The organism is Stenotrophomonas sp. (assembly GCF_036662295.1).
Lineage (GTDB): Bacteria > Pseudomonadota > Gammaproteobacteria > Xanthomonadales > Xanthomonadaceae > Stenotrophomonas.
Map to the genome: position 1 here is coordinate 1 of NZ_JAVWXA010000027.1, position 18,024 is coordinate 18,024.

Sequence of the window (18,024 nt, forward strand, 5' to 3'; positions counted from 1 at the left end):
GCACCCCCGCCCGTACCCGCCCCAAGCGACAAGGCATGCACGCGCGTGCTTCAGCGAAGCCTTACCCGCAGATGGGCGACGAACCAAAAAAAACGGGACGGCCATGGCCGTCCCGTTTGGGTGCTGCAGGAAACGCGCTGATTACAGCGCAGCGTCCTTGAGCTTCTTGAGCGGACGCACCTTCAGCTTGGTGGAGGCCGGCTTGGCGGCGAACCACTGCTCTTCCTTGGTGAACGGGTTGATGCCCTTGCGCTTCGGCTTGGCCGGCACGCTGACGGTGGTGATCTTCAGCAGGCCCGGCAGGGTGAAGCTGCCTGCGCCCTTCTTGTGCACCGAAGCGGCGACGGCGCCTTCCAGCGAGGCGAGCACGGCGCGCACGTCCTTGGCGACAACGCCGGACGCTTCAACGATGTGTGCAACCAGACCAGACTTGCTCAGTACGTCCTTGATCGGCTTGGGAGCGGCCGGCTTGGCGGCTGCCTTGGTAGCGACTTTCTTTACTGCCTTCTTCGGGGCAGCCTTCTTAGCGGTCTTTGCCATGGTTTCCTGTTCCGTGAACGGTTGGTTGTGTGGTCGCGCCGAACCCCGTCGGCAAGCGAAATGTAGGGCAACAATGCGGCCGCGCCAATAGGCAATCGCATAAATATTCGCGATTTCCCGCTTGCTGGTTACCGCAGTGCATCAGCATATCGCCAAAAAACAGGGGCGGCGGTGTCGGCCGGTCACCGCCAGCCGGCCCCGTGGCCTGGCCCCGCCCCCACGCAAACGGCTTGAAAACAGCGGTATTTCCCGCCGCGGCACGCCGGTCCGGCCCGGTCCGGGCGCCGCCCTGTCGCGGTCGCGACGGCGGCCCGACGCCGCGCTAACGCGCCCCGGTCCATGCTGGCCCTGCCATTCATCCGCAGGAGATCAACCGATGGGTATTTCGCGTCATGCCACCGCGCACTGGGAAGGCGACCTCAAGACAGGCAAGGGACAATTGAGCACGCCGCAGAGCGGCTTGATGGACAACACCCGCTATGCCTTCAGCAGCCGCTTCGGCGATGAGAAGGGCACCAACCCCGAAGAGCTGATCGCCGCCGCCCACGCCGGGTGCTTCACCATGGCGCTGTCGGCCAAGCTGACCGAGGCCGGCTTCGTGCCCACCTCGCTGGATACCGAGGCCAAGGTGGACCTGTCGATGGAAGGCGGCCCGCAGCTGTCCCAGATCACCCTCAAGGTGAAGGCGGTGGTGCCCCGCATCGACGCGGCGCAGTTCCGCGCGATCGCCGATGACGCCAAGCAGAATTGCCCGGTGTCCAAGGCCTTGAGCGCGGTGCCGATCAGCCTGGAAGCCGAGCTGGCCAGCTGATCCCAACGTTGCGGCAACCCGGCAGGGGCGGCTCAGGGCCGCCCCTGCTGTTTACCAGTCCAGGGTGCCGCGGATCACCGTCTGCACCTGGCCACCGGACCAGACATCGCCGTCGGCATCGATATGCAGGTGCAGGCGCGCATCGTGGCCCACCTCGCGGCCCTGGCTGACCACGTAATCGCGGCCTGCCCCGGGCAGGGCGTCGCGGCTGTCCAGCCACGCCGCCAGCACCGCGTTGGCCGCACCGGAGGCGGCATCCTCGAAACGACGGCCATTGCCGACGAACGCGCGCACGGCCATGTCCCAGGGCTGGCCCTGGCTGTAGGCGTAGGCGAAGACGCCCATGCTGTCGGTGGCCTCGGCCAGCGCGGCGATCGCGTCCCAGTCCGGGCGCAGCGCGCGCAGCGCGGCCTCATCGGCCAGGGCCACCACCCACCAGCTGCGTCCGCCGGCCATCCGCGCAGGCGGTAGCGCGCCCAGCGGCCAGCCGGCCAGGGCGGCCTGCAGGCGCGGGTCGGTGGCCGTGGTCACCTCGGCCACGCTGGCGCGCGGGGTGCGGATGGCGATGCTGCGCGCCACGCCGTCACCGGCCACGCGCAGCGGCAACGCCCCGGCGATGCCGTCCTGCACCAGCACGCCGTCCACCGGCGCGGCCAGCCCGGCCTCCAGCACGGCATGGGCGGTGCCCACGCTGGGGTGGCCGGCGAAGGGCACTTCCTTCTGCGGGCTGAACATGCGCAGGCGGTAGCTGCTGCCGGGGGCGTCGGCGGCGAACACGAAGGTGGTTTCCGGCAGCCGGGTCCAGCGTGCGATGGCCTGCATGGCAGCCTCGTCCAGGCCCTCGGCATCGAGCACCACGGCGAGCGGGTTGCCGGCGCCGGGGCGGGGGGAAAACACGTCCAACTGCAGGAAACGGCGGGAAGTCATGGCGGCAGGGTCTGCGAAACGGTCGGGCAGCTTATCAACCCCACCCGGCTGGCGGGCCGCCAGGCGGGGACGGCGACGGCCGGCACTGGCCCTGCCCGGGCCGGGGTTGGCATAGAATCGGGAGTTCGGCCGGTGCGCCGGGCGAATCCCCCCTCACTACGAAACCCTCTTTACCTCCATGTCAGCTTCCCCCCTTGTCGATCGCTGGATCGTACTGAAGTTCGGCGGCACCTCCGTGTCGCGTCGTCACCGCTGGGACACGATCGGGAAGCTGGCGAAAAAACGTGCGGAAGAGACCGGTGCGCGCGTGCTGGTGGTGGTGTCGGCGCTGTCCGGGGTGACCAACGAACTGACCGCGATCGCCGATGGCGCCGCCGACAGCCGCGCCCGCGTGGACGCGCTGGTGGCCCGCCACCGCGAGTTCCTGGTGGAGCTGGCGCTCGAGGCCGGCGCGCTGGACGCGCGCCTGGCCGCCCTGGCCGGGCTGCTGGACGATCCGCGCGCGGCGACCCGGCCGCTGGACTGGCAGGCCGACGTGCTGGGCCAGGGCGAGCTGCTGTCCTCCACGGTGGGCGCGGCCTACCTGCGCGCCAGCGGCCTGGATTTCGGCTGGATGGATGCGCGCCAGTGGCTGGACGCGCTGCCGCCGCAGCCCAACCAGAGCGACTGGTCCCAGCGCCTGTCGGTGAACTGCCAGTGGCGTGCCGATGCCGACTGGGCCGCGCGTTTCCGCGCCCAGCCCACGCGCATGCTGATCACCCAGGGCTTCATCTCGCGGCATGCCGATGGCGGCACCGCCATCCTCGGCCGCGGCGGTTCGGACACCTCGGCGGCATACTTCGGCGCACTGCTGGGTGCCAGCCGCGTGGAAATCTGGACCGACGTGCCGGGCATGTTCAGCGCCAATCCGCGTGACGTGCCCGACGCGCGCCTGCTGACCCGCCTGGATTATTACGAAGCGCAGGAAATCGCCACCACCGGCGCGAAGGTGCTGCACCCGCGGTCGATCAAGCCGTGCCGCGATGCCGGCGTGCCGATGGCCATCCTGGACACCGAGCGCCCCGAACTGCCGGGCACCAGCATCGACGGCAACGCCGAGCCGGTGCCTGGGGTGAAGGCGATCAGCCGCCGCAACGGCATCGTGCTGGTGTCCATGGAAGGCATCGGCATGTGGCAGCAGGTGGGCTTCCTGGCCGATGTGTTCGGGTTGTTCAAGAAGCATGGGCTGTCGGTGGACCTGATCGGTTCGGCCGAAACCAACGTCACCGTGTCGCTGGACCCGTCCGAAAACCTGGTCAACACCGATGTGCTGGCCGCGCTGTCGGCCGACCTGTCGCAGATCTGCAAGGTCAAGGTGATCGTGCCGTGCGCGGCGATCACCCTGGTCGGGCGCGGCATGCGCTCGCTGCTGCACAAGCTGTCGGATGTGTGGGCCACGTTCGGGCGCGAGCGCGTGCACATGATTTCCCAGTCTTCCAACGACCTCAACCTGACCTTCGTCATCGACGAAGCCGACGCCGACGGCCTGCTGCCGATCCTGCACGCCGAGCTGATCGACAGCGGCGCGATGCCGGTGGAGGAGGGCGAGGTGTTCGGGCCGCGCTGGCGCGAGATCGCCGGCACCGTGCGCCCGCGCGAAACCGCGTGGTGGCGTGGCCAACGCGAGCACCTGCTGCAGCTGGCCCAGGCCGGCACGCCGCGCTATGTGTACAACCTGCCCACGGTGCGCGCGCGCGCCCGTGCGCTGGCCGCGATCAAGGCCATCGACCAGCGTTACTACGCGATCAAGGCCAACTCGCACCCGGCCATCCTGGAAGTGCTGGAGCAGGAAGGCTTCGGCCTGGAGTGCGTGTCCCATGGCGAGCTCAAGCATGTGTTCAACACGCTGCCGGCGCTGTCGCCGCGGCGCGTGCTGTTCACCCCCAGCTTCGCCCCGCGTGGCGAATACGAGGCCGCGTTCGCGCTCGGCGTGACCGTCACCGTGGACAGCGTGGAAGCGCTGCAGCGCTGGCCGGACCTGTTCCGCAACCGCGAACTGTGGCTGCGCGTGGACCTGGGTCGTGGCGAAGGCCACCACGCCAAGGTGCGTACCGGCGGCAAGGACTCCAAGTTCGGCCTGCCGATCGCGCGCGTGGACGAGTTCATGCGCCTGGCCACCGAGCTGGGCACGCGCGTGGTGGGCCTGCACGCCCACCTGGGCAGCGGCGTGGAAACCGCGCAGCACTGGCGCCTGATGTGCGATGAGCTGGCCGGGTTCGCGCGCCGCATCGGCAGCGTGGAAACCATCGACATCGGCGGCGGCCTGCCCATTCCGTACAGCGCTGAGGACGAGCCGTTCGACCTGGATGCCTGGGCGATCGGGCTGGCCGAGGTCAAGGCCGTGCACCCGGCCTTCCGCCTGGCGATCGAGCCGGGCCGTTACCTGGTGGCCGAGTCCGGCGTGCTGCTGGCCACGGCCACCCAGGTGATCGAAAAGGACGGCGTGCGCCGGGTCGGGCTGGATGCCGGCATGAACACGCTGATGCGCCCGGCGCTGTACGACGCCTGGCACGACATCGAGAACCTGAGCCGGCTGGGCGGGTATGCCGAGGCCGCCTTCGACGTGGTCGGCCCGATCTGCGAGTCCAGCGATGTGTTCGGCAAGCGCCGCAAGCTGCCGGTCTCGACCGCGCCGGACGATGTGATGCTGATCGCCGATGCCGGCGCCTATGGCTATGTCATGGCCAACACCTACAACCAGCGCGAGCTGCCGCGCCAGGACGTCATCGATGACGCGCCCTGACCGCCGCCTGCCGCCCTCCCCTGAAGACGCGCCGTGCACCCGCACGGCCGCCCTCTGAACCGGATACACCATGACTGCTTTCGATAAACACCAGGTTGCCGTTTTCCGCTTCGTGCGCTGCGATTTCGCGGCCGACACCGGCGTGGCGCAGCTGGTCTACGCGTTCGACGACGGCCCCGAGCTGATCGAGACGGTGACCATCCCCGGCGCGCCCTTCGTGCTGGACGGCGCCCGGGCCGAGGCGGTGCAGCGCGCACTGCGCCTGCTGCACCTGATCGCCGGGGTGAGCTATTACAAGGCCGGCGTGCCTGCGCAGGTCCGCATCGACGGGTACCGCATCGATGCGGCCACCGCGGCGCTGGTGGAGGACATCTACCTCAATGGCCTGGGCGAGTTCGCCTACCGCAACGGCTTGAACCTGCGCGGCCGGTTCCGCCTGCCGGCTGATGCCGAGGCGTTCGCGGCCCCGGCGGTGGGCCTGCGCCAGCATGCGCTGGTGGCCATCGGCGGCGGCAAGGATTCGCTGGTCAGCATCGAGGCCTTGCGCGGGTTGGGCATCGACGAGACGGTGACGTGGATCGGCGGCTCGCAGCTGATCCGCGCCTGCGCCGAGCGCACCGGCCTGCCCACGCTCAACATCGGCCGCGCGCTGGCGCCGGCGCTGTTCGAGTTGAACCGGCAGGGCGCGTGGAACGGCCACATCCCGGTGACCGCGGTGAACTCGGCCATCATGGTGCTGGCCGCGCTGCTGCAGGGCGTGGACCAGGTGGTGTTCTCCAACGAGCGCTCGGCCAGCTACGGCAGCCAGATTCCCGGCACCGGCGAGGTCAACCACCAGTGGTCCAAGGGCTGGGCGTTCGAGCAGGCCTTCGGCGAACACCTGGAGCAACACATCGCCGCCGACCTGCATTACTACTCGCTGCTGCGCCCGCTGTCGGAGCTGGCGGTGGCGCGGCAGTTCGCCAGGAGCGATTACTACGATGCGCATTTCTCCAGCTGCAACCGCAATTTCCACATCCTGGGCGAGCGCCCGGTGAACCGCTGGTGCGGGGTCTGCCCCAAGTGCCACTTCGTGTTCCTGGCGCTGGCCCCGTTCATGCCCAAGACGCGCCTGGTGGCGATCTTCGGCCGCAACCTGCTGGACGATGCCGAACAGGCCGCCGGCTTCGATGCGCTGCTGGAGTTCCAGGACCACAAGCCGTTCGAGTGCGTGGGCGAAGGCCGCGAATCGCGCGCGGCGATGGCCACCCTGGCCGCGCGCCCGGAGTGGGCCGAAGACGCGTTGGTGAAGCGCTTCGTGGCGCAGATCCAGCCGCAGCTGGACGCCGCCGAGCTGGGCATCGCCCCGTTGCTGGTGCTCGATGGCGAACACCGCATCCCGGCGTCGATCTGGGAGCGCCTGCGTGCGAATTTCGCAGCTTGAGGGCAAGCGCGTCGCGTTGTGGGGCTGGGGGCGCGAAGGACGCGCGGCCTGGCGCGTGCTGCAGCAACGGCTGCCGTCGCTGCCGCTGACCCTGTTCTGCCCGGCAGCCGAGGTGGAGGCCGCACGCGCGGACGCCGGGGCGGGCCTTGAGGTGCGCTCGGACGTGACCGGTCCGGCACTGGCTGCCTTCGAGGTGGTGATCAAGTCGCCGGGCATCAGCCCGTATGGCGAGGCCGCGCTGCACGCCGCAGGTGCAGGCACCCAATTCATCGGGGGCACCTCGCTGTGGTTTGCCGAGCATGCGGGCGCCGATGGCACCGTGCGCGATACGGTGTGCGTGACCGGCACCAAGGGCAAGAGCACCACCACCTCGCTGCTGGCGCACCTGCTGCGTGCCTCGGGCGCGCGCACCGCGCTGGTCGGCAACATCGGCCTGCCGCTGCTGGAGGTGCTGGCGCCCACGCCGGCGCCGGACTACTGGGCGGTGGAGCTGTCCAGCTACCAGACCGGCGAAGTGGCGCGCAGCGGCGCGCACCCGCACGTGGCTATCGTGCTGAACCTGTTTCCCGAACACCTGGACTGGCACGGCAGCGAGGACCGCTACATCCAGGACAAGCTGCGCCTGGTGACCGGGGCGCAGCCGCGCATCGCCGTGCTCAACGCCGCCGACCCTCACCTGGCCGCGCTGTCGCTGCCGCACAGCCAGGTGGTGTGGTTCAACCAGCCGCAGGGCTGGCACATGCGCGGGGAGTGGGTGCACCGGGGCGAGCAGGCGGTGTTCGATACCGCGCACACGCCGCTGCCGGGCCGCCACAACCGCGGCAACCTGTGTGCGGTGCTGGCCGCGCTGGAGGCGCTGGGGCTGGATGCGGTGGCCCTGGCCCCGGCGGTGCAGGACTTCCGTCCGCTGCCCAATCGCCTGCAGACGGTGGGCGCGCGCGATGGGCTGCGCTACGTCAACGATTCGATCAGCACCACCCCGCATGCCAGCCTGGCCGCGCTGGACTGCTTTGCCGGCCAGCGCATCGCGCTGCTGGTGGGCGGCCACGACCGTGGCCTGGACTGGCACGATTTCGTGCAGCACATGGCCCACGACGCGCCGCCGGTGGCGATCATTACCATGGGCGCCAACGGCCCGCGCATCCACGCGCTGCTGCAGCCGCTGGCCGACGCGGGCCGCTTCGGCCTGCACGCCGCCGCCGACCTGCCCGAGGCGATGCAGCAGGCGCGTGCCGCGCTGGGCACGGCGGGCGGCGTGGTGCTGATGTCGCCGGGCGCACCCAGTTACGGGGTCTACCGTGATTACGTGGCCCGCGGCAGGCACTTCGCCGAGCTGGCCGGCTTCGATCCCGATGCCATCACCGCGATCCCGGGCATCGGCATCGCCTAGCGCCGCCGCCCCGCTCTACACGGGCTGTTCGCCCGGGCGCTCTACACTGCGGGTTCTTGTCCGGAGGAGCAGGCGCATGGTCAGGCAATGGCGGTGGGGAGCGGCGGTCTTGTTGGGGATGGTGGCGCTGCCGGCGATGGCGGCAATGAAGACCCAGCCGGTGGAATGGCAACTGGACGGGACCACTTTCAGTGGCGTGCTGGTCTATGACGACGGCGACAGCGACAAACGCCCCGGGCTGGTGATGGTGCCGAACTGGAAGGGCGTGAACGATTCGGCGATCGCCAAGGCCAGGCAGTTGGCGGGCGACGATTACGTGGTGCTGGTGGCCGACGTGTACGGCAAGGGCGTGCGCCCGAAGACCGATGCCGAGGCAGGGCCGGTGGCCACGAAGCTGCGCAACGACCGCGCGGTGCTGCGCGCCCGCGCGCTGAAGGCCATCGACGTGCTCAAGGCCCAGGCCGGCAAGGCGCCGCTGGATGCCAGCCGGATCGGCGCGGTCGGCTTCTGCTTCGGCGGCACCACCGTGCTGGAGATGGCGCGGGCCGGGGCGCCGCTGGCCGGCGTGGTCAGCCTGCATGGCGGGCTGGGGTCGCCGTTGCCGGCCAAGGCCGGGGGCCGCCATCCGTCGGTGCTGGTGCTCAACGGCGCCGACGACAAGGGCGTGAGCAAGGATGACATCGCCGGCTTCGAGCAGGAGATGAACGCGGCCAAGGTGGACTGGGAGTTCACCAACTACAGCGGCGCGGTGCATTGCTTCGCCGAGGCGGACGCCAACAGCCCGCCGGGGTGCCTGTACAACGAGCGCGCCGCCAAACGCGCCTGGAAGGCGCTGGATGAATTCTTCGAGGAACGCTTCGAGACCTCGCACCGGTAGCGCGGAACGCTGCCCGGCCGCACCGCGCAGGGCGCGGTGCGTTGGCCTCAGTGCGAGCGCTGTACCGCGTAACGGGCCAGGCCGCGCAGGGCGGCGACGGCATCGTTGTCGGCCAGGCCGTCGAGCGCACGCTCGGCGGCCTCGGCATATTCCACGGCGCGGGCACGGCTGTAGTCCAGTCCGCCGGTGGCGTGGATGGCCGCCAGTACCTCCGGCATCGCCTCGGCATCGCCGTTCTGCACGATCTCGCGCAGGCGCTGCCGGGTGGCGGCATCGGTGTGGGCCATGGCATGGATCAGCGGCAGGGTGGCCTTGCCCTCGGCCAGGTCATCGCCCAGGTTCTTGCCCAGTTCCTCGGCATTGGCCGAGTAATCCAGCACATCGTCGGCGATCTGGAAGGCATAGCCCAGCGCCATGCCGTAGTCGTACAGCGCCTGCTGGGTGGCCGCGTCCACGCCGCTGGCCAGCGCCCCCAGGCGGGTGCCGGCGGCAAACAGCACCGCGGTCTTGCGCTCGATCACCCGCAGGTAGGCGGCTTCGTCGGTATCGGGGTTGTGCACGTGCAGCAGCTGCAGCACTTCGCCTTCGGCGATGCGGTTGGTGGTGTCGGCCAGGATCTGCATGACCGGCATGCGGTCCAGCTCGACCATCAGCTGGAAGCTGCGCGAGTACAGGAAATCGCCGACCAGCACGCTCGGGGCGTTGCCCCACAGCGCATTGGCGGTGCTGCGGCCGCGCCGCAGGCTGGATTCGTCCACCACGTCGTCATGCAGCAGGGTGGAGGTATGGATGAACTCGATGATCGCCGCCAGCTGATGGTGCTCCGGCCCGGCCTGGCCCACGGCGTGGCCGGCCAGCATGACCAGCATCGGGCGCAGGCGCTTGCCGCCGGCGGAGATGATGTGGTCGGCGATCTGGTTGATCAGCACGACATCGGAGGACAGTCGGCGGCGGATCAGCGCATCCACGGCGGCCATGTCCGGCGCGGCGAGCGTCTGGATCTGGGGCAGGCCCAGCGCGGGGCGGGTGTCTTCGGTGATGGTCATGCGGTCTGACTTTCAGGCTTGAACCGAATTATAGGCGGTGCGGTGGCTTTGCGCCCGCGACGGCCCGCCGGCCGCCGGACGGGGGCGGGCACGGGGTCGTCGCGGCGTGAATACGTATGCATCCAGCGCCATCGCCGAGGGTGCACGGATAAGCTTGTCGGGTACGTTCTGGCGCCCCCGATGCGGGTGCCGTGGAAGCCCGGAGGGGGCCCTGACATGTCGCAGACTCCATGGTGGCGCGGTGCCGTCATCTATCAGATCTACCCGCGCAGTTTCCTGGATGCCAACGGCGATGGGGTGGGCGACCTGCCGGGCATCATCGAGCGCCTGGACTACGTGGCCGCGCTGGGCGTGGATGCGATCTGGATTTCACCGTTCTTCACCTCGCCGATGGCCGATTTCGGCTACGACATCGCCGACCACCGCGACGTGGACCCGCTGTTCGGCACCCTGGCCGATTTCGACCGGCTGCTGGCCAGGGCGCATGCGCTGGGCCTGAAGGTGATGATCGACCAGGTGTTCAGCCACACCTCGATCGCGCATGCCTGGTTTGCCGAGAGCCGCCAGGACCGGACCAATCCGAAGGCGGACTGGTACGTGTGGGCCGACCCGCGCGAGGACGGCACGCCGCCCAACAACTGGCTGTCGATCTTCGGTGGCGTAGCCTGGCAGTGGGAGCCGCGCCGGGAGCAGTACTTCCTGCACAACTTCCTGGCCGACCAGCCCGACCTGGATTTCCACAACCCGGCCGTGCAGCAGGCGACGCTGGACTACGTGCGCTTCTGGCTGGACCGGGGCGTGGACGGGTTCCGCCTGGATTCGATCAATTTCTGCTTCCACGACGCGCAGCTGCGCGACAACCCGGCCAAGCCGCTGGAGAAGCGGGTGGGGCGGGGCTTCAGTGCGGACAATCCGTACGCCTACCAGTACCACTATTACAACAACACCCAGCCGGAGAACATCGGCTTCATCGAGCGCCTGCGGGGGCTGCTGGACGAGTACCCGGGCACGGTGAGCCTGGGCGAGATCTCGGCCGAAGATTCGCTGGCGACCACGGCCGAGTACACCGCGCCGGGCCGCCTGCACATGGGCTACAGCTTCGAGCTGCTGGTGAAGGATTTCAGCGCCGGCTACCTCCGCGACACGGTCGCGCGGCTGGAAGCGACCATGACCGAAGGCTGGCCGTGCTGGGCGATCTCCAACCACGACGTGGAGCGGGCGGTGACGCGCTGGGGCGGGCATCCGGCGCAGCCGCGGCTGGCGCGGCTGCTGGTGGCGCTGCTGTGTTCGCTGCGCGGCTCGATCTGCCTGTACCAGGGCGAAGAGCTGGGGCTGGGCGAGGCGGACGTGCCGTTCGAGGCGCTGCAGGACCCGTACGGGATCACCTTCTGGCCGAACTTCAAGGGTCGCGACGGCTGCCGCACGCCGATGCCGTGGCGGGATGCGCCGTTGGCGGGGTTCACCACGGGCGAGCCGTGGCTGCCGATTCCGGCCGAGCATCGGGCGGCGGCGGTGGCGGTGCAGGAACACGATCCGCACTCGGTGTTGAACGCCTTCCGGCAGTTCCTGGCGTGGCGGCGGACGATGCCGACGCTGCTGGTGGGCGACATCGTGTTCCTGGAGACCGCCGAACCGGTGTTGATGTTCGAGCGGCGGCACGCGGGCGAGACGCTGCTGCTGGCGTTCAACCTGGCGGCCGACACCGCGCGCGTGGCGCTGCCCGCAGGCACCTGGCAGCCGCTGCACGTGCCGGGCCCGGACGTGGGCCAGGCGGACGGTGAGGCGCTGGTGCTGCCTGCGCAGTCGATGTATTGCGCACGCCGCAGCTGAATTGTTTTTCCGGTGGTATTGAGAGGGCGGAGCCGGTGGCTTCGCCCTTTTTTTGGGTGTTCGCCCATGTGCGGGTGAAGCACGCGCGTGCTTCAGCGAAGCCTTACCCCGCAGATGGGCGAAGGACCTTCTTTGAGTGGCCGATGAAATCGGGCACGCGTTCGCGCAGGCGCCCGAAGAATGCAAGTAATGGAATAGCAACCCCTGCGTACGCAGCAGAAACTGGCGGCTCGATGATTCCGCCGGAGAATGGCGTTGAGAGAGACCCGTTCCAACCCCAGGCATGGCTGCCGATATTTTGTCATTGCCTGCTTGCTGGTAATGGCATCCGGTGCGTGCACCAGTGCGCACGCGGGCGATCCAACCCACGCGGTGACGGATCACCCGGTATTCGAGGAAGCGCTGCAGGACACGCAGGTCGTCGCGTCGCTCAACGCCCTCTTGGGTAACCACTACGGTGAGTTTCGAAGCCGCTTCGACGAGGTTGCCGAACCTGCGCCATTGCGAGGCGGTGGGCTGCTGCTGGATGGCTGGCGGCGCAATGCCTATGACACGCAGGCGGCAGCGGTCGTGCTGCTTCCCGACGGCAGTCTGCATGCGGCGTACTTCGACGGCAACCGCGCGCAGGTCGTGTGCTTTTCCAGCGCGGGCGGGCGCTGCCATGTTGCCTTGGCGATATGGGCGAAACGCTTTGGTCCGGCGCGCTGGTCGGGTGCTCAAGCGACCCAGCCCGTACAGGATCTGCCGACCGGGAAGAAGCGGACGGTGACCGGGCCAGATGCAGCGGCACAGATGGCGTTGCGCCAGGTCGCCGCGTCGATCTGGTCCGATCAGATGGTAAGGCGGTCGGCGGGGGCCGGGTAGGAGATACGTCGTCAAGACCGCCTCGCAGATCGTCGCGTATGTAAACGGCGTTTCTGGCTACATCCTGGTTGTGCTCTGATCGCGCGATACGCACGCGGCCACAGCCGACCAACGGTCGGCGCACCCTTGGGTGAAGAACAAAAAAACCCGCTGCCTGCGCAGCGGGTTTTCAGGGTCGGGCACCGTGTCCGGATCAGAACTTGTAGTTCACGCCCAGCATGTAGGTGCGGCCCCACTCGATGTATTCCAGCGGGCGGTCCTTGGTGCCGGCGTAGGTGCGGTACGGCTCGTTGGTCAGGTTGCTCCCCTGCAGCAGCAGGGTCAGCCCGTGCAGGCTGCTGCTGTCGGCGAAGGTGTAGCTGATCTGCGCGTCGGTGACGTTCTCACCCACCACGTAGCGCAGCGTGCGGTTGCCGTTGAAGTTGCCGATCTCGCCGATGAAGTCCGAACGACGGCGCTGGCTCACGCGTGCCTCGAACCCGCTGCGTTCGTAATACGCAGTGAAGTTGTACACCCGCTTGGACAGGCCCGGCAGGCTGATCGGATCGCTGCCCACGCTGGAGGCGCTCTCCGGGTCCAGGATCTTGATGTCGCTGTCGTTGAACGTCGCGCTGGCCTGCACGCCGAACCCGCGCAGGCTCTCGGTGAACATGTCCAGCGGGAAGGACGCGGTCAGCTCCAGGCCCTTCAGCGTGCCGCCGGTGCCGTTCTGCGGTGCCGAGAACGTACCCGTGGTCTGCAGCGGGGCGGTCATGCCCGGCGGGATCACGTAGCTGGCCAGCAGGTCGCTGAAGTCGTAGTCGTCCACCGACTGGGTGTACACGTAGGACTTGAGGTCCTTGTAGAAGATCGCCGCGGCCACGTAGGCCTTCTCGCCGAAGTACTTCTCATACGACAGGTCCAGTGCATTGGCGCGCCACGGGTCCAGCAGCGGGTTGCCGCCGCTGCCGCCGGGCTTGCCGGTGGCCGTATCCACGCCGAACTCCAGGCCGGCGCGCATCTGGTCCACGCGCGGGCGCGCCACCTGCTTGGCCGCGGCGAAGCGCAGCGTCTGCTGGTGCGGGAACATGAAGACCAGGTTCAAGCTGGGCAGCCAGTCGGTGTAGGTCTTGCCGGCATCGATCGGCAGCACTTCCTGCCCGGCCGGGCGCGAGCGGTCGAAGTAGTTGGACTGCGAGCTCTGGTCGGTGCGCACCATCTGCACGCCGATGTTGCCGCGCACGCCCACCTCGCCGATGTCGGTATTGATGTTGGCGCGCACCCAGGCCGTGCTGGTCTTTTCCTGCACCGTCCATGCCTTGGGAATCAGGTAGTCCAGGTTGGTGACCGGGTTGAACACCATGTAGCGGTCCACGGCACCGGGCACGTTCCAGGACGGGATGCTGCCGAGCCCGGCAAAGCCAAGGTTGACCGGGCGGTACTGCAGGTCGCTGGCGATGTTGGCATCGCCCTGGTCGCCCAGCAGGATATTGCCTTCGGCCTGGGTCTTGTCCTTGCGGCGGTCGGCGTAGTTCACGCCCACGTCCACGTCGGCGAACCACTTCATCGCCTCGGGCAGGGCGAAGGTGGCCTGCAGGCGCGCGCCCTTCAGGCGGTCTTCCACCTGCGGCACCTTGCCGTAGCCTGAGCCATAGATGGTGTTGGTCAGGAACAGCGCATCGGGATTGGCATAGTTCAGCCCCGGGCGGATCTGCGAGAAGCCGTTCGGGTTGACCGTCACCGCGACCGAATCCAGCTGCGGCATCGGCGTCAACTGCAGGTTGTTCTCCAGGTTCAGCTCATCGCGGGTGGCCTTGGAGTAGTTGACGTCGGCCACGACCTTGACGCCGTCGAAGTTGAACTCGTTGTTCCAGCCGAACGCGTCGATCTTGTCCTTGCGCTTGTTGTACATGCCGCGCACGAGCGGGTACACGCCGGTCGCCACGCCGCCGGTGAAGGTGCCATCGGCGTTGACCTGCGGGTTGGTGATCAGCAGGCCCGGCGTGTAACCGCCGTTGTAGTTGCTGAGGTTGAGCTCGAACTGGTTGGCCGTGTCGATCTGCTCGGCCTCGGTGTGGAAGGCATCCAGCGTGCTGGTCCACACGTTGGAGGGGCGGAACTGCACCGTGGCCATGACACCATCGCGCTTGTTGTTGCCGGTGCGGCGCAGCGCCTTGATGCCATCGGAGAAGGCCGTGCCCGGCGCCAGGCCCGGGCGATTGCCCTGGTCGGTCTGCTCGGTGGTCCACGGCTCGTACAGGCCCACCTGGTTTTCCTGGATGGGCATGTCGCTGTGCGCATAGCCGATCGCAATGCCCAGCGTGTTGTCCATGAACTGGTCGATGTAGCTGGCGCTGAAGCGGTTGCCGTACGGGTCGACGTTGGCGGCCTTGCCCAGCGAGCTCTTCTGGTAGCGGCCGCTGATGGCGATCACGCGCTCGGCAAAGCTCAGCGGGCGCGCGGTCTGCATGTCGATGGTGCCCGACAGGCCCTGGCCGACCAGTGCCGCATCGGGGGTCTTGTAGACCACCACGCCATTGACCAGCTCGGACGGGTACTGGTCGAACTCCACGCTGCGATTGTCGCCGGTGCTGACCACTTCGCGGCCGTTGAGCAGGGTGGTGGCGAAGTCCGGGGACAGGCCGCGCACGCTGATCACCTGGGCGCGGCCGGCCACGCGCTGGGCGGCCAGGCCGGGCAGGCGCGAGAGCGATTCACCGATGCTCACATCCGGCAGCTTGCCGATGTCTTCGGCCGAGATCGCTTCCACCACCGAGGTGGCGTCCTGCTTGATCGCGATGGCGTTCTCGATGCCACGGCGGATGCCGGTGACCTGCACGGTGTCCAGGTTGGTGGCGGCGGTGCCGGTGGCGGTGTTCGGTTCGGCGGTCTGCGCCGACGCCATCAACGGCGTCAGGGCGACGGCCAGCGCGAGACTCAGCGCGCTGCGCTTGCGGTTCAACATTTTCCCCTCCCAGGCAATGTTGCCAATCGATTTTTGGTTGCCCGGAAACCCGGGAGCGTCATGGCGCGGTGGCCGTTGACTGCGTGGCTATGGTAGGCAGCGCATCGGCCGCGGGAATCATCCTGCATACGTATTCAATGGGATTTGCCGCGTTGGAATCGATTACAGGGGCGTCATGGCACGCGTCGCCACGTACCGCGATCGGTAGTGCCGGCCGTTGGCCGGCGGTGCTTCTGCGGTGGAATGCGAGGAGCCGGCCAGCGGCCGGCACTACCGGGTGCGGGGTGATGCGAGGAGCCGGCCAGCGGCCGGCACTACCGGTTCTGCCGCTACAGCGGGGTGAAACGGATCGCCTGGCCGCCGCCCGGGGCCAGGGTCAGCACCAGTGCGTCGGCGCTGGTGACCTCGCGCGTTTCCCGCACGAAGGCGAAGGGCTGGGTGCGGAAGTCGGCGCCGTCGCCATCGCGGTAGATCTCGGCGCGGTAGCGCACGCCCGCCTCCAGGAAGCCCAGTTGCACCGGCAGCACGCGGCCGTGCTCGTCGGTGATGCTGCCCAGGAACCAGTCGCGGCTGTGGCGGTCCTTGCGCACGAGGGTCACGTAGTCGCCCACCTCGCCGTTGAGCACGCGCGAGTCGTCCCAGTCCACCGCCACGTCTTCGATGAACCGGAAGGCCTGGCGGTGCTGCAGGTAGTGCTCGGGCAGGTCGGCGGCCATCTGGATCGGGCTGTACAGGGTGACGTACAGCGCCAGCTGGCGGGCCAGCGTGCTGGGGATGGCCTGGCCGTTGCGACCCTTCAGGCTGAGGATGCCGGGGGTGTAGTCCATCGGCCCGGCCAGCATGCGGGTGAACACCAGGTTGACCTCGTGCTCGGGCGGGTTGGGCGGCTGGCCCCAGGCGTTGTACTCCATGCCGCGCGCGCCTTCGCGCGAGATCCAGTTGGGGTAGGTGCGGCGCAGCCCGGTGTCCTTGATCGGCTCATGCGGGTTGACCGCGATATGCCGTTTGGCCGCTGCCTGCACCACCTTGAGGTGGTGGCGCGCCATGAACTGCCCGTCGTGCCACTCACGCCACAGCGGGCCGCCGGCCGGGTTGCGCCGGTCCACCTGGCCGTCATCGCAGACGTAACCGCTCTTGAAGGAATCCACGCCCAGCCGCGCATACAGGTCCAGCGCCGCGTCGAGCTGGTCTTCGTAGTGCTCGATGGCGCAGCCGGTTTCATGGTGGCCGATGAGGTGCACGCCCTTGCCGGCGCCGTAGGCGGCCAGGGCGGCGATGTCGAAATCGGCGGTGGGCCGGGTGAAATCGAAATCGTAGCCGTTGCCCACCCAGTTGCCGTCCCAGCCAGGGTTCCAGCCCTCCACCAGCACGCCACGGAAGCCATGGGCGGCGGCGAAATCGATCACCTTGCGGGTCTTTGCCGTGGTGGCCGCATGCCGCGGGCCGGTGGCCCAGCTTTCCTGGTCCAGGTGCATGGACCACCACACGCCGAGGTACTTGGACGGCTTGACCCAGCTTACGTCGCCCAGCACGTTGGGGTCGTTGAGGTTGAGGATCAGGTCCGATTCGACCAGCCCGCCGGCGCGATCACTGATCTGCAGCGTGCGCCAGGGCGTGTCGAACGGCCGGCTGCGCCGCACCTTCCAGCCCTCCGCCGAGGGGGAGAGCTGCGCGCGCAGGCGCTGGCCGTCGGTGCGGCGCAGCCACATGCCGGCGTAGTCCACCAGGGCTGCCTCATGGATGGCCACGTGCAGGCCGTCGTGGCTGCGCAGGGTGAGGGGGGTATGGGCCAGCGGCACCTGCTCCAGCGGGGTGCGCTGGTAGAGGTATTCGTAGTGGATCGGCTCGCCAGCGGGAATCCACCAGGCGGTGGACGCGGGCGCGATGGCGAACTCGGTCAGCTCCTCGTCGATGATGACGTCCTGCTGGCCGGCCTGCTCGGGGAAGCGGTAGCGGAAGCCCAGCCCGTCGTCGTACACGCGGAACACCAGGTCCAGCCGCCGCCTGGCGCCACTGCGCTCGGCCAGTTGCACCGTTACTTCGTTGTAGTGGTCGGCCACCCAGCGGCGTTCGCCCCAGGGTTGCTCCCACCGCGTATCCACGCTGCGGCGGGTTTGCGCCAGCACTGCCAGGTCGCGATCCAGGCGGCCATCGCGCAGCTGGAAGCCGAGCCGCGAGTCGGCCACCACCGTCTGCCCGAGCCGCTCCACGCGGTAGCTGGGGCTGCCGCCATCGAGCTGCAGCGATACCTTCAACACCTTGCCCGGCGATTCGACGCTGGCCACGGTTTCCGGTGCCGCCTGCGCGGCGCCGCCCAGCAGCGCCAGGCACAGCAGCCACGCACGCGCGCCGCACAGCCGGCGCGGTTCCCGTCTCATTGTCGGCATTTCCCCTCCCAGGGCAGCCCCTTCGATGCGCTCGACTATAGCCACGCGAGCCTCGTCGTCCGGACGCATCGCCATGAATACGTATGCAAAAGGGCGCGCGCCCGGGCCCGCCGTCTACCATGGGGCCAGGCACCCTGGGAGGGGGCCGCGCGCGCAGCGCCGCGCCGGTGGAAACACTGGCAGGTTCCGACTGCTGGCCGGGA

The 18,024-nt window shown here is 68.7% G+C and carries 12 protein-coding genes; 7 read left to right on the plus strand and 5 right to left on the minus strand.

The window, feature by feature from the left end:
* Nucleotides 1-141: 141 nt before the first annotated feature.
* Nucleotides 142-540 (minus strand): HU family DNA-binding protein, encoded by a 399-nt coding sequence (locus RSA25_RS07535; protein WP_228886225.1) that lies wholly within the window; start codon nucleotides 538-540, stop codon nucleotides 142-144.
* Between the two features lie 376 nt (nucleotides 541-916).
* Between RSA25_RS07535 and RSA25_RS07540 the strand changes: the two genes are divergently transcribed.
* A complete protein-coding gene (locus RSA25_RS07540) occupies nucleotides 917-1,351 on the plus strand; it encodes an OsmC family protein (RefSeq protein ID WP_332808280.1) in 435 nt (144 codons plus the stop codon).
* Between the two features lie 51 nt (nucleotides 1,352-1,402).
* Here the strand turns inward: RSA25_RS07540 and RSA25_RS07545 are convergent, their stop codons facing one another.
* On the minus strand, nucleotides 1,403-2,278 hold the full coding sequence (locus tag RSA25_RS07545; protein ID WP_332808281.1) for a PhzF family phenazine biosynthesis protein: 876 nt from the start codon (nucleotides 2,276-2,278) through the stop codon (nucleotides 1,403-1,405).
* A 178-nt stretch (nucleotides 2,279-2,456) separates the two neighbouring features.
* Between RSA25_RS07545 and RSA25_RS07550 the strand changes: the two genes are divergently transcribed.
* From RSA25_RS07550 to RSA25_RS07565, 4 genes are all read left to right on the plus strand, one after another.
* Nucleotides 2,457-5,060, plus strand: coding sequence for a bifunctional aspartate kinase/diaminopimelate decarboxylase (locus RSA25_RS07550; protein ID WP_332808282.1), 2,604 nt, complete (start codon nucleotides 2,457-2,459; stop codon nucleotides 5,058-5,060).
* Between the two features lie 70 nt (nucleotides 5,061-5,130).
* Nucleotides 5,131-6,483, plus strand: a complete 1,353-nt coding sequence (gene murL / locus RSA25_RS07555; protein WP_332808283.1) for a UDP-N-acetyl-alpha-D-muramoyl-L-alanyl-L-glutamate epimerase — start codon at nucleotides 5,131-5,133, stop codon at nucleotides 6,481-6,483.
* Nucleotides 6,464-7,873, plus strand: a complete 1,410-nt coding sequence (murD, locus tag RSA25_RS07560; protein WP_332808284.1) for a UDP-N-acetylmuramoyl-L-alanine--D-glutamate ligase — start codon at nucleotides 6,464-6,466, stop codon at nucleotides 7,871-7,873. Before murL ends, murD begins: the two co-directional genes overlap by 20 nt.
* 76 nt (nucleotides 7,874-7,949) lie before the next feature.
* Complete coding sequence (locus RSA25_RS07565; protein ID WP_332808285.1) at nucleotides 7,950-8,750, plus strand: dienelactone hydrolase family protein; 801 nt, start codon at nucleotides 7,950-7,952, stop codon at nucleotides 8,748-8,750.
* Nucleotides 8,751-8,797: 47 nt separating this feature from the next.
* Here the strand turns inward: RSA25_RS07565 and RSA25_RS07570 are convergent, their stop codons facing one another.
* Entirely contained in the window at nucleotides 8,798-9,796 is a 999-nt protein-coding gene (locus RSA25_RS07570; protein ID WP_332808286.1) for a polyprenyl synthetase family protein, read from the minus strand.
* A 216-nt stretch (nucleotides 9,797-10,012) separates the two neighbouring features.
* Between RSA25_RS07570 and RSA25_RS07575 the strand changes: the two genes are divergently transcribed.
* Both RSA25_RS07575 and RSA25_RS07580 read left to right on the plus strand, forming a co-directional pair.
* The gene (locus RSA25_RS07575; protein WP_332808287.1) at nucleotides 10,013-11,626 is read left to right on the plus strand and encodes an alpha-glucosidase; all 1,614 of its coding nucleotides are present in this window, start codon (nucleotides 10,013-10,015) and stop codon (nucleotides 11,624-11,626) included.
* Nucleotides 11,627-11,881: 255 nt separating this feature from the next.
* Nucleotides 11,882-12,490 carry a hypothetical protein gene (locus RSA25_RS07580; protein ID WP_332808288.1) on the plus strand — a complete coding sequence of 203 codons (609 nt, stop codon included), beginning with the start codon at nucleotides 11,882-11,884 and terminating at the stop codon, nucleotides 12,488-12,490.
* A 193-nt stretch (nucleotides 12,491-12,683) separates the two neighbouring features.
* Here the strand turns inward: RSA25_RS07580 and RSA25_RS07585 are convergent, their stop codons facing one another.
* Nucleotides 12,684-15,434, minus strand: a complete 2,751-nt coding sequence (locus tag RSA25_RS07585) for a TonB-dependent receptor (protein WP_332808289.1) — start codon at nucleotides 15,432-15,434, stop codon at nucleotides 12,684-12,686.
* A gap of 329 nt (nucleotides 15,435-15,763) precedes the next feature.
* A complete protein-coding gene (locus tag RSA25_RS07590) occupies nucleotides 15,764-17,812 on the minus strand; it encodes a glycoside hydrolase family 97 protein (RefSeq protein WP_332808290.1) in 2,049 nt (682 codons plus the stop codon).
* Nucleotides 17,813-18,024 lie beyond the last annotated feature (212 nt).

What these genes read in the sequence shown, in the direction of transcription:
- RSA25_RS07535 (WP_228886225.1), bottom strand. Translation starts at nt 540, where the DNA reads ATGGCAAAGACCGCTAAGAAGGCTGCCCCGAAGAAGGCAGTAAAGAAA.
- RSA25_RS07540 (WP_332808280.1), top strand. Translation starts at nt 917, where the DNA reads ATGGGTATTTCGCGTCATGCCACCGCGCACTGGGAAGGCGACCTCAAG.
- RSA25_RS07545 (WP_332808281.1), bottom strand. Translation starts at nt 2,278, where the DNA reads ATGACTTCCCGCCGTTTCCTGCAGTTGGACGTGTTTTCCCCCCGCCCC.
- RSA25_RS07550 (WP_332808282.1), top strand. Translation starts at nt 2,457, where the DNA reads ATGTCAGCTTCCCCCCTTGTCGATCGCTGGATCGTACTGAAGTTCGGC.
- murL (WP_332808283.1), top strand. Translation starts at nt 5,131, where the DNA reads ATGACTGCTTTCGATAAACACCAGGTTGCCGTTTTCCGCTTCGTGCGC.
- RSA25_RS07565 (WP_332808285.1), top strand. Translation starts at nt 7,950, where the DNA reads ATGGTCAGGCAATGGCGGTGGGGAGCGGCGGTCTTGTTGGGGATGGTG.
- RSA25_RS07570 (WP_332808286.1), bottom strand. Translation starts at nt 9,796, where the DNA reads ATGACCATCACCGAAGACACCCGCCCCGCGCTGGGCCTGCCCCAGATC.
- RSA25_RS07575 (WP_332808287.1), top strand. Translation starts at nt 10,013, where the DNA reads ATGTCGCAGACTCCATGGTGGCGCGGTGCCGTCATCTATCAGATCTAC.
- RSA25_RS07585 (WP_332808289.1), bottom strand. Translation starts at nt 15,434, where the DNA reads ATGTTGAACCGCAAGCGCAGCGCGCTGAGTCTCGCGCTGGCCGTCGCC.
- RSA25_RS07590 (WP_332808290.1), bottom strand. Translation starts at nt 17,812, where the DNA reads ATGAGACGGGAACCGCGCCGGCTGTGCGGCGCGCGTGCGTGGCTGCTG.